The organism is Bacillus cereus group sp. BfR-BA-01382 (assembly GCF_022663475.1).
GTDB lineage: Bacteria > Bacillota > Bacilli > Bacillales > Bacillaceae_G > Bacillus_A > Bacillus_A thuringiensis_S.
Genome location: NZ_JAKUFQ010000001.1, coordinates 135674 through 147269, shown reverse-complemented (window position 1 = coordinate 147269; position 11596 = coordinate 135674). Strand labels below are relative to the sequence as shown.

Here is an 11596-nt window from a genome sequence, read left to right as displayed (position 1 = left end):
ATTACGAGGTACCTCTTCTTATTTTAAAATATTTGCAATATATGTTTGAAGTTCTTCTACTTTTACTTCTTCAGACTCACCTGTAGCACGTACTTTCACTTCTACAATACCTTCGTCTGCTTTTTTACCAACTGTAACACGAACTGGAAGGCCGAATAAATCTGCATCTGCAAATTTAACACCTGCACGTTCTGCACGATCGTCTAATAACACTTCATAGCCTTTTTCTTGTAATGAGTTGTAGATGTTTTCACCCATTTCACGTTGTGCATCAGATTTCATATTTACTGGAATTACATGCACATGGAACGGTGCTACAGCTTTCGGCCAAACTAAGCCGTTCTCATCATTAAACTGCTCTGCAATTGCTGCCACTGTACGAGATACACCGATACCGTAACAACCCATAATAAGTGGTTGTGTTTTCCCATTTTCATCTAGGAATGTTGCGTTCATTGCTTCACTATAACGAGTTCCTAATTTGAATACATGACCAACTTCAATTCCACGTGCAAAAAGAATTGTTCCGTTTCCGTCTGGAGATTGGTCTCCTTCTTGAATAAAGCGTAAATCTGTATACTGACTTACTTTAAAGTCACGTTCTGGATTTACATTTACATAATGGAATCCTTCTTCGTTCGCTCCTGAACATCCGTTGACAATTGATGCTACAGCATGGTCAGCGATAATTTCGATATCACCTGTTACACCAATCGGTCCTAATGAACCAACTTCACAATTTAATAATTCTTTTACTTCCTCATGAGAAGCAAGCTCAACAACTGAAGCGCCGTATACATTTTTCACTTTTACATCGTTTACTTCGTGATCACCACGAACAAGTACAACTACTAATTTCTCATCTACTTTAAATACCATAGACTTAATACACTTGTCAGCTTCAATGTTTAAGAATGCAGATACTTCTTCAATCGCTTTTTGATCTGGCGTTGCAACCTTTTCAAGTGCCATTTCCGCTTCGTCACTCTTCGTATACGTAGCTACAACAGGAGCCATTTCAATGTTCGCTGCATAATCAGATGTATCAGAGTATGCAATTGTATCTTCACCAACATCAGATAATACCATGAATTCATGTGTATCTTTTCCGCCCATTGCTCCAGAATCAGCAATAACTGCACGGAAGTTCAAACCACAACGAGCAAAAATGTTAGAATATGCTTTGTATAAGCGATCGTATACTTCATCTAAGCTCTCTTGTGTAGCATGGAAAGAGTATGCATCTTTCATTAGAAACTCTCTTCCACGTAATAAACCGAAACGAGGTCTTTGTTCATCGCGGAATTTCGTTTGAATTTGATATAATGTTAACGGTAATTTTTTATATGATTTTATTTCATCACGTACAAGATCAGTAATTACTTCTTCATGCGTCGCTCCTAAAGCAAACTCACGAGCGTTACGATCTTTCATACGCATTAATTCAGATCCGTAAGAATACCAACGACCTGATTCTTGCCATAATTCTGCAGCTTGCATAGCTGGCATCAATAATTCCACAGCTCCTGCGCGCTCCATTTCTTCTCGAACGATACGTTCTACTTTGTGTAATACTTTTAACCCAAATGGTAGAAAACTATAAATACCAGAAGCATTTTGACGCATAAAACCTGCGCGAAGTAATAATTGATGACTCTTAATTTCAGCATCAGCTGGAACTTCACGTAATGTAGGACTGAATACCATACTTTGTTTCATTTATTTGCACCTCTTCATTTTACTCTTACACGCAGTAAAACCCCTCACCTCGAATTAGGTGAGGGATTTTATTCTACGGGCTCTATTTCATTATAAGTTTCATTCTATTTTACAAGAAAAACTTACGAATGTCATTCCATGTTACAACTAACATTAATAACATTAATAATGCAAAACCAATAAAGTGAACCATTCCTTCTTTTTGACGGTCAATTGGTTTTCCTCGTAACGCCTCAATTAAGAAGAAGAATAAACGGCCACCGTCTAAAGCAGGAACTGGTAATAAATTGAATAAACCAAGATTAATACTTAAAACTGCCGCTAAACTTAGTACACGCGTAAATCCATAATCTACAACTTGATCTGTTAGATTATAAATTCCTACTGGACCTGACAACTCATTAATAGAAAATTGACCAGTTACTAATTTCACAAGAGATTCAAAAATTAGTTTCGTCCATTGGTATGTTTGTTCAAATCCTGATTTAATAGAACCCATTACTGTTTTCTCTACAGGGGAATAAACACCAATTCTACCAACTTCGTCTTTTCCTTCTTTATCGAGTGTTGGCGTTACTTTCACATTAAACTGTTCATTATCACGCTTTACTTGTAACGTAATTTCTTTATCCGGATTTTCACGTACAATGTCAACAACATCTTTCCATGTACTTGTGTTTTTTCCATCAATCGCTTGAATTGTATCATTCTCTTTCAATCCAGCTTGCTGTGCTGCACTATTATCCATCACTTTTCCGACCATTGGTTTGTCAATAGGAACCCCTTGTACAAATCCAAGAATCACAAAAATAACAAATGCTAAAATGAAGTTCATTGCAGGACCCGCAAAGATTGTTAAAGCGCGTTGCCCTAATTTTTTTGAACCAAATTGTCTATTATACGGAGCAATTTGAATTTCTTCCCCCGCAGTAATAATACGAGCTTTTTCATTCACTCGGAACGTTTGAAGCTCTTCCTCGTACTCCTCATAGCCCGAAATTGTTAGATTGTGCTCCAAATCAGCTTGTTCGACTTCAATGACACGAACATTTGGATACTTTTCATATCCATCAAAAACTAATTTCACAACTTCGTCTTTTTCATTTAATACAAGGCCAACCTTTTTCCCAGGCTTTAACTCAACTGTGTCCGCATCCTCGCCAGCCATTCTTACATAGCCACCAAGGGGCAGTAATCGAATCGTATACACCGTTTCATTCTTTTCAAATGAGAATATTTTCGGACCAAAACCAATCGCAAACTCGCGGCATAAAATACCTGCTCTTTTTGCGAAATATAGATGTCCTAGCTCATGGAAAAATACGAGTGCACCGAAAATTAATATAAAGGCAATCGCTGTATTCAATTCCATAACCACCTTTGCTAAATTTGTTCCATCACAAACCGTCTTGTGGCTGCATCAATTTCCAGAATTTCCTCTAAGCTCGGACGTGCAATGACATTGTGATGGTTCATTGCTTTTTCAATGAGGTCTTCTACTGTTAAGAAACCAATTCTCTTTTGTAAAAAGGCTTCAACAGCTACTTCATTCGCTGCGTTCATTACAGCTGGCATACTTCCACCTGCTTTTCCAGCTTCATACGCAAAACGTAGACAACGGAATCTTTCTTGGTCCATTTTCTCAAAATGCAACGTCCCTATTTCCCATAAGTTTAACTGTTTTGTGTCTGAAAGAGGCAATCTATCAGGATATGTAAGTGCGTATTGAATTGGTACTCGCATATCAGGTGAACCAAGCTGCGCCATTACACTACGATCTTCAAATTCAACCATAGAATGGATAATACTTTCTTTATGTAAAACAACATCGATTTGCTCGTAAGGGATACCAAAAAGCCAATGTGCTTCAATTACTTCTAGTCCCTTATTCATCATTGTAGCAGAATCAATTGTAATTTTCGAACCCATTGACCAGTTTGGATGTCGAAGCGCATCTTCTACGGTCACATGATGCAATTCATCCCTCGTTTTATCACGGAAACTTCCACCAGAAGCCGTTATAATAAGACGAGAAATTCTTTTCTCATTTTCACCATTCAAGCATTGAAAAATAGCTGAATGTTCACTATCTACTGGAAGTAACGAAACATTATGTTTTCGTGCTGCTTCCATTACAAGATGTCCTGCAGTTACTAACGTTTCTTTATTTGCAATTCCAATTGTTTTTTTCGCCTCAATTGCACGAAGTGTTGGTAACAACCCTACGCTACCTACAACAGCATTTACTACAATCTCCGCATCTGGATGTAATGCTACTTCTAAAAGCCCTTCACTACCATATACAATTTTTGTATTACCAGAAACAGCTTGTAATTTTGAAACATCTTCCTCTCTTTGCACAGAGACGATTTGCGGAGAAAATTCTTGAATTACCTTTACTGCGTAGTCAATATTTTTCCCTACAGAAAAAGCAACGAGACGGAATTGGTCTGGGTGCGAGCGTAATACATCTAAAGTTTGTGTACCAATTGATCCGCTCGCACCTAATAAACTAATGTTTTTCATGACTCCAACCCCTCGTTCATTTATTAATTGTATTGTAATAAGAAGTAGAGAATTGGTAAAACGAATAACCAACTATCTGTTCGATCTAATATACCACCATGTCCAGGTAAAATTGTACCTGAATCCTTTACGCCATAATGACGTTTAAAAGCAGATTGTACTAAATCACCAATTTGTCCAAAAATAGAAATGATAATTGTCAGCACAATTAAAATTACTACATTCGATTCAACTGGGAAGAACGCGTTGTAAACAAGTGCCACGATAATTCCGCAAACGATGCCGCCTAATGAACCTTCAATCGTTTTATTTGGACTAATTTCTGGCCACAATTTTCTCTTGCCTAATGCTTTTCCTACGAAATATGCGCCTGAATCAGTAGCCCATATAATAAATAATGCGCAAAACACATATTTAATTCCTAATATTCTCGTTTCATTTAAATATAAGAATCCCATTGCCACATATGTCGTTGCCATCAGTAAAAATGAAGCATTATCAAAAGTAAATGTATTCTTAGAAAGGACTGTATATGATAAAAGTAATAAAACAATCACAAATGTGATTTCCAATTTACCTAATCCAATCCATGTAAACAGTTCTGATGCACTACTTGGAATTAAAAGAATCCACAATAATACTGCAGCTAAAACTGTCGGTACTGAAATAAGCGTAAGCTTATTCATACGAATTAATTCATATAAACCTATAGAAGCAAGTGCATACACTAAAACCGTAAAAGGCACGCCACCGTATATTACGATGGGAATGAATAGCGCGGCAGCAACCACTCCAGTAATAATTCTCTGTTTCACTACCAAACCCTCTCTTTCTACACGCCTCCGAATCTGCGCCCTCTATGTTGAAAGTCAGTAATTGCATTTAGCAAATGTTCTTCTTTGAAGTCTGGCCAATACACGTCTGTAAACCAAAACTCCGAATACGCAATTTGCCATAACATGAAATTACTAATACGTAGCTCTCCGCTTGTTCGGATTAACAACTCTGGATCAGGTAAAGAACTCGTCATTAAGTAGGAAGAAAGCATTTCTTCACTTACCTCTTCAGAACGAATTTTTCCTTCCTCGTTATCTTTCATCATATGTTGCACAGCAGAAACGATTTCATCTCGACTTCCATAGTTTAACGCGAAATTAAGAATTAATCCCGTATTCTCTTTCGTATCTTCCATGGCTTTCTCCATCGCTCTGCGTGTATGCGTAGGAAGACGATCTTTTTGCCCTATTACTCGGACTTGTACGTTTTCTTCAATCAATTCTGGTAAAAATGTACCTAGAAATTCTTCTGGAAGCTTCATTAAATAATCAACTTCCTTTTTCGGTCTTTTCCAGTTCTCAGTTGAAAAAGCATAGAGAGTTAACACTTTCACATTAAGTTTACTTGCAAATTTTGTAATTTTCTTTACAACTTGCATACCTTCATGATGTCCCGCAATACGAGGCATTGCTCTCCTCTTTGCCCATCTTCCATTCCCATCCATAATGATGGCAATATGTTCTGGGATATATCCTTTTTTCACTTCTTCAACGAGATGATCAAACGATGTGTCCTTTTTACCTTTAAAAAAAGGAAAGTTTTTAAACATCATTCATACCCTCCAACAAGCAGACGTATGCCTAAAAGTGTAAAAAGACCCCCTTAAGAAGAGGGTCATATTTGCGAAGTAATCGCTATTACACTTCCATGATTTCTTTTTCTTTGTTTTTTGCGATTTCGTCAACTTTTGCAATATATTTATCTGTTTCTTTTTGGATATCTTCAGTATATCCTCTTAAATCATCTTCTGTAATCTCGCCAGCTTTTTCAAGCTTCTTAAGATCATCATTTCCGTCACGACGTACGTTACGAACAGCAACTTTTGCTTCTTCAGCATATTTTTTCACAACTTTAACAAGATCACGACGACGCTCTTCTGTTAATGCAGGGAATGCAATACGAATTACAGTTCCATCATTAGAAGGGTTTAAGCCTAAATCTGCTTTTAAAATTGCTTTTTCGATATCACCGATAGAAGTTTTATCATAAGGTTGAATTACAAGTAAACGTGCTTCTGGAACTGTAATGTTCGCTAATTGCACAACTGGTGTTGGTGCACCATAGTAATCAACTTGTACCTTATCTAATACAGACGAGCTTGCACGACCAGCGCGAACTGTTGCTAATTCACGAGAATAAGCAGCAACTGCTTTTTCCATTTTTTCATTTGAAGACTTCAATACTTGTTGTCCCATATTTATTTCCCCCTTACAACTGTTCCAATATTTTCGCCTAAAACGGCACGTTTAATATTACCTTTTTCCATAACCGAGAATACAATTAATGGAATATCATTATCCATACATAGAGAAGAAGCTGTAGAATCCATTACACCTAAACCTTCTTTTAATACATCTAAGTAAGTAAGCGTTTCGTATTTCGTAGCCGTTGGGTCAATAGATGGATCTGCGCTATATACGCCATCCACATTATTTTTCGCCATTAAAATAACGTCTGCTTCGATTTCCGCTGCACGTAATGCTGCTGTTGTATCTGTAGAGAAGTATGGATTACCTGTACCTGCTGCAAAGATAACAACACGTTTTTTCTCTAAGTGACGAACTGCTTTACGGCGAATGTAAGGCTCTGCCACTTGACGCATCTCAATTGAAGTTTGTACACGAGTTTGGATTCCAATATTCTCCAAGCTATCTTGAAGAGCTAATGAATTCATAACTGTAGCTAACATGCCCATGTAATCTGCTCCTGCACGATCCATGCCCATTTCACTTCCAATTTTCCCACGCCAAATGTTACCGCCACCAACAACAACAGCAACCTCTACATCAAGTTCTGCAATTTCTTTTACTTGTTCTGCAACTGACTTAATAACAGTTGGATTAATTCCAAATCCTTGCTCTCCAGCTAAAGCTTCTCCACTTAACTTTAAAACGACACGATTATATTTCGGTTTACTCATAATGAACCTCCAATTGCTTACATCTTTATTTTAAAAAAGGGAACACAATGTGTTCCCTAATCTGTATTAGTTACTACCTTTTACTTGGTTCATTACTTCTTCAGCAAAGTTGTCTTCACGTTTTTCGATACCTTCGCCAACAGCGTAGCGAACGAATCCTTTTAATGTTCCGCCTTTAGACTCAACGAACTGACGAACTTTCATATCAGGGTTTTTAACGAATGCTTGGTCAAGTAAGCAAATCTCTTCGAAGAATTTGCCTAGACGGCCTTCAACCATTTTTGCAACGATTTTTTCAGGCTTGCCTTCGTTTAATGCTTGTTGTGTTAATACTTGACGCTCATGCTCAACTTCTTCAGCTGTTACAGCATCGCGGTCGATGTATTTAGGGTTAACTGCTGCAATGTGCATTGCTACATCTTTAGCAGCTGCTTCATCAGTAGAACCTTCAAGAACTGTTAATACACCAATACGTCCACCCATGTGTAGGTAAGCGCCGAATGCATCTGCATCAGTTTTTGATACGATTTCGAAACGACGAAGTGTAAGTTTTTCACCAATTTTAGCGATTGCTTCGTTGATGTGCTCTTCTACTGTTTTGCCGCCTTCAATTGTTTGAGTCATAGCTTCTTCAACGTTAGCAGGTTTGTTAGCTAATAAGTGAGCAGCTAGTTCTTTAATTAATGCTTGGAAACCTTCGTTTTTCGCAACGAAATCAGTTTCAGAGTTTAATTCTAAGATTAAAGCGTCGTTACCGTTTGTTTCGATGAAAGTTAAACCTTCAGCAGCAATGCGGTCTGCTTTTTTAGCAGCTTTCGCAATACCTTTTTCACGTAAGAAGTCAATTGCCTTCTCCATGTCGCCGTTAGTTTCTGTTAAAGCTTTTTTGCAGTCCATCATACCTGCGCCAGTTTTTTCACGTAATTCTTTTACCATTTGAGCAGTGATTGCCATACTTTTCATCCTCCTAAAATATGTATTTATACTTTTTATAAAGGTGTTTATACCTTAAAAAAGGTGATAAAAGGCCGAACCCCTTATCACCTTTCCAACTTTGTTACGCAGTAACAGTTTCTTCACCTTGTTTTGCTTCAAGGATCGCGTCTGCCATTTTAGATGTAAGAAGTTTTACAGCACGAATTGCATCATCGTTTGCTGGGATAACGTGATCGATTTCGTCTGGATCACAGTTTGTATCAACGATACCGATGATTGGAATGTGTAATTTGCGTGCTTCAGCAACTGCAATACGCTCTTTACGAGGGTCTACTACGAATAATGCACTTGGAAGACCTTTCATATCTTTAATACCGCCTAAGAATTTCTCAAGACGCTCTAACTCTTTTTTAAGTTGAACAACTTCTTTCTTAGGTAGTACTTCGAAAGTACCATCTTCTTGCATTCTTTCGATGTCTTTAAGACGCTTGATACGCTTTTGGATTGTTTGGAAGTTTGTTAAAGTTCCACCTAACCAACGTTGGTTAACGAAGTACATACCCGCACGAGTTGCTTCTTCTTTAATAGCTTCTTGTGCTTGTTTTTTAGTACCTACGAATAAAATGTCTCCACCTTCAGCAGCGATGTCACGCATCGTTCTGTAAGCTTCCTCAACTTTTTTCACAGTTTTTTGTAAGTCGATGATGTAGATACCGTTACGCTCTGTGAAAATGTAACGCTTCATTTTTGGGTTCCAACGACGAGTTTGATGTCCGAAATGAACACCAGCTTCAAGCAATTGCTTCATAGAAATTACTGACATAATATAGTTCCTCCTAAATGGTTTTTGATATCCTCCGTTTACTTCATCTCTAAGCGAAACTACAAACGTAGCACCAACACTTAAATCAGTAAACGTGTGTACTTTGTACTGACACCACTGCTTACTATATCATACTGAAATATTACAATCAAGTCGAAAATGCGAACAATGTAAAACTTTCTTTGTTCATACTCGAATTCTAGTATTACCAACCTTCATTTCTTTTAAGCAAAAAAGCAAAATACAATTAATAGTTTTCCCAGAAAACACGCTTATGCCACTTTTCACAAGCACCATCAATCATTGCACAAAAAAACTCTCCTCAATCGAGGAGAGTTTTTTATAAATTAGTTTGTTTTTAATTTAGCAAGTTCCTGTAGAAACTTGTCGTTTAGCACTTTAATGTATGTTCCTTTCATACCTAAAGAGCGAGACTCAATAACACCAGCACTTTCTAATTTACGTAGTGCATTTACGATTACAGAGCGAGTAATTCCTACGCGATCAGCAATTTTACTTGCAACAAGTAAACCTTCTGTTCCATTTAATTCTTCGAAGATGTGCTCAATTGCTTCTAACTCACTGTAAGATAATGAGCTGATCGCCATTTGAACAACAGCTTTACTACGTGCTTCCTCTTCGATTTCTTCTGCTTTTTCACGTAAGATTTCCATACCTACAACAGTTGAGCTGTACTCAGCAAGGATTAAATCGTCATCTAAGAACTCTTGACCTAGACGAGCTAATACTAATGTACCTAGACGCTCACCACCACCAACGATTGGTACGATTGTAGTTAAACCTTGACCAAATAATTCTCTGTTTTCTACTGGGAATGCTGTGTAAGCACTGTTCACATCCAAGTTTGAAGATGTTTCTGTAATGTTGAATAAGCTTTGTGTATATTCTTCTGGGAATTGACGTTCTGCAAGCATTTGCTTCATGCGTTCGTTTTCGATTTGTTGGTGAATTGCATAACCTAGTAATTTACCACGACGGCTAACTACGAATACGTTTGCTTCGATTACTTCACACATTGTGTCAGACATTTCTCTAAAGTTTACAGGCTTCCCTGCTGCGCTCTGTAATAACGCATTTAATTTTCTTGTTTTTGCTAATAATTCCATTTCAAAAGTTCCTCCTACATGTTACTCACATATTTTTTCATCACTTGGAAACTAGGGCGAGTCACCTGATGACACTATTACAAAATAAACTGGCTCACATCTTTATTTTTAGCAATTGATGCTAATTTCTCCTCAACGTATTGAGGGGTTATCGTTATTTTCTCTAACGTAATTTCAGATGCTTCAAACGATAAATCTTCAAGGAGCTTCTCCATAATCGTATGAAGTCTTCTTGCTCCAATATTATCTGTATCCTGATTAACTTGATAAGCAATCTCAGCAATCTTACGAATAGCTTCGTCTGAAAATTCAATTTCTATACCTTCAGTCGCTAATAATGCCATATATTGTTTAATTAACGCATTGTCAGGCTCGATTAATATTTTAACAAAATCGTCTGTCGATAATTTCGTTAATTCTACTCGAATCGGAAATCTCCCTTGCAATTCCGGAATTAAATCCGACGGTTTAGACATATGGAACGCTCCAGCTGCAACGAATAAAATATAATCCGTTTTTACTGATCCGTATTTTGTCGCAACATTCGACCCTTCTACAATTGGCAAAATGTCACGTTGCACACCTTCACGTGATACATCTACGCTATTCGACTGCTTACCAGCAATTTTGTCAATTTCATCGATAAAAATAATCCCGAGCTGTTCAGCACGATAAACAGCCTCTTGTGTAACTTCATCCATATCAATTAAGCGCTGTGCCTCTTCATTTGTCAAGAGTTTTCTTGCTTCTTTTACAGAAAGTTTACGTTTTTTTGTTTTTTTCGGCATAAAACTCCCTAACGCATCTTGGAAATTCATTCCCATTTGCTCCATGCCAGTTCCTTGTAACATATCAAACATTGACGACTGTTGCTCAGTCACTTCAATCGATACAATTTCGTCTTCAAGAAGCCCTGCAGCAAGCTTTCTCTCCACATCTTGACGTTTCTTTTCAATTTCACCATCTTCTTGTGTATCAGACGTTTGACTCGAATTTTGAGCGCCCCCAAAAAGCATCTCTAATGGATTTTTAAATCCAGATTGCTTCTCCGGACTCGGCACTAAAATTTCAACAAGACGTTGATTCGCTTGCTCTTCTGCTTTATCTTGAACTTTCACTACCATTTCTTCTTTTACAATACGAACCGATGTTTCCACAAGGTCACGTACCATCGACTCTACATCTCTACCCACATATCCAACTTCTGTAAATTTTGTAGCCTCAACCTTAATAAAAGGTGCTCCAACGAGTTTCGCCATTCGTCGTGCTACCTCTGTTTTCCCAACACCTGTCGGTCCAATCATCAAAATGTTTTTAGGTGCTATTTCATCACGTAAATTTTCAGCTAATTTACTGCGACGGTATCGATTTCTCAACGCTACAGCAACCGCTTTCTTTGCGTCTTTTTGACCGATGATGTATTGATCTAATTTTTCCACAATTTGGCGCGGAGTAAAATGTAAATGCATATAAAATGCCTCCCTTACG

11 protein-coding genes are annotated in these 11596 nt (G+C 37.6%); all 11 read right to left on the bottom strand.

Going from position 1 to position 11596, the window contains the following annotated elements:
- Positions 1–18: 18 nt before the first annotated feature.
- Positions 19–1719: a proline--tRNA ligase gene (locus MR160_RS00735; protein WP_000814295.1), complete on the bottom strand. Its 1701-nt coding sequence runs from the start codon at positions 1717–1719 to the stop codon at positions 19–21.
- A gap of 109 nt (positions 1720–1828) precedes the next feature.
- Positions 1829–3085, bottom strand: coding sequence for an RIP metalloprotease RseP (gene rseP, locus MR160_RS00730; RefSeq protein ID WP_001090241.1), 1257 nt, complete (start codon positions 3083–3085; stop codon positions 1829–1831).
- A 17-nt stretch (positions 3086–3102) separates the two neighbouring features.
- Positions 3103–4245, bottom strand: a complete 1143-nt coding sequence (gene dxr, locus MR160_RS00725) for a 1-deoxy-D-xylulose-5-phosphate reductoisomerase (protein ID WP_242297027.1) — start codon at positions 4243–4245, stop codon at positions 3103–3105.
- Positions 4246–4268: 23 nt separating this feature from the next.
- A complete protein-coding gene (cdsA, locus tag MR160_RS00720) occupies positions 4269–5060 on the bottom strand; it encodes a phosphatidate cytidylyltransferase (protein WP_000813589.1) in 792 nt (263 codons plus the stop codon).
- 17 nt (positions 5061–5077) lie between these two features.
- Complete coding sequence (gene uppS / locus MR160_RS00715) at positions 5078–5854, bottom strand: isoprenyl transferase (protein ID WP_000971296.1); 777 nt, start codon at positions 5852–5854, stop codon at positions 5078–5080.
- Between the two features lie 85 nt (positions 5855–5939).
- Positions 5940–6497 (bottom strand): ribosome recycling factor, encoded by a 558-nt coding sequence (gene frr, locus MR160_RS00710; protein WP_000531505.1) that lies wholly within the window; start codon positions 6495–6497, stop codon positions 5940–5942.
- A 2-nt stretch (positions 6498–6499) separates the two neighbouring features.
- Positions 6500–7222 (bottom strand): UMP kinase, encoded by a 723-nt coding sequence (gene pyrH / locus MR160_RS00705; RefSeq protein ID WP_000042669.1) that lies wholly within the window; start codon positions 7220–7222, stop codon positions 6500–6502.
- Between the two features lie 66 nt (positions 7223–7288).
- Positions 7289–8176, bottom strand: a complete 888-nt coding sequence (gene tsf / locus MR160_RS00700) for a translation elongation factor Ts (RefSeq protein WP_001018576.1) — start codon at positions 8174–8176, stop codon at positions 7289–7291.
- Positions 8177–8279: 103 nt separating this feature from the next.
- Positions 8280–8981, bottom strand: a complete 702-nt coding sequence (gene rpsB, locus MR160_RS00695) for a 30S ribosomal protein S2 (protein ID WP_000111485.1) — start codon at positions 8979–8981, stop codon at positions 8280–8282.
- 347 nt (positions 8982–9328) lie between these two features.
- The gene (gene codY, locus MR160_RS00690; RefSeq protein WP_000421290.1) at positions 9329–10108 is read right to left on the bottom strand and encodes a GTP-sensing pleiotropic transcriptional regulator CodY; all 780 of its coding nucleotides are present in this window, start codon (positions 10106–10108) and stop codon (positions 9329–9331) included.
- Between the two features lie 77 nt (positions 10109–10185).
- Positions 10186–11577 carry an ATP-dependent protease ATPase subunit HslU gene (hslU, locus tag MR160_RS00685; RefSeq protein WP_000550083.1) on the bottom strand — a complete coding sequence of 464 codons (1392 nt, stop codon included), beginning with the start codon at positions 11575–11577 and terminating at the stop codon, positions 10186–10188.
- Positions 11578–11596: the final 19 nt, after the last annotated feature.

What these genes read in the sequence shown, in the direction of transcription:
- MR160_RS00735 (WP_000814295.1), bottom strand. Translation starts at nt 1,719, where the DNA reads ATGAAACAAAGTATGGTATTCAGTCCTACATTACGTGAAGTTCCAGCT.
- dxr (WP_242297027.1), bottom strand. Translation starts at nt 4,245, where the DNA reads ATGAAAAACATTAGTTTATTAGGTGCGAGCGGATCAATTGGTACACAA.
- uppS (WP_000971296.1), bottom strand. Translation starts at nt 5,854, where the DNA reads ATGATGTTTAAAAACTTTCCTTTTTTTAAAGGTAAAAAGGACACATCG.
- frr (WP_000531505.1), bottom strand. Translation starts at nt 6,497, where the DNA reads ATGGGACAACAAGTATTGAAGTCTTCAAATGAAAAAATGGAAAAAGCA.
- pyrH (WP_000042669.1), bottom strand. Translation starts at nt 7,222, where the DNA reads ATGAGTAAACCGAAATATAATCGTGTCGTTTTAAAGTTAAGTGGAGAA.
- tsf (WP_001018576.1), bottom strand. Translation starts at nt 8,176, where the DNA reads ATGGCAATCACTGCTCAAATGGTAAAAGAATTACGTGAAAAAACTGGC.
- rpsB (WP_000111485.1), bottom strand. Translation starts at nt 8,981, where the DNA reads ATGTCAGTAATTTCTATGAAGCAATTGCTTGAAGCTGGTGTTCATTTC.
- codY (WP_000421290.1), bottom strand. Translation starts at nt 10,108, where the DNA reads ATGGAATTATTAGCAAAAACAAGAAAATTAAATGCGTTATTACAGAGC.
- hslU (WP_000550083.1), bottom strand. Translation starts at nt 11,577, where the DNA reads ATGCATTTACATTTTACTCCGCGCCAAATTGTGGAAAAATTAGATCAA.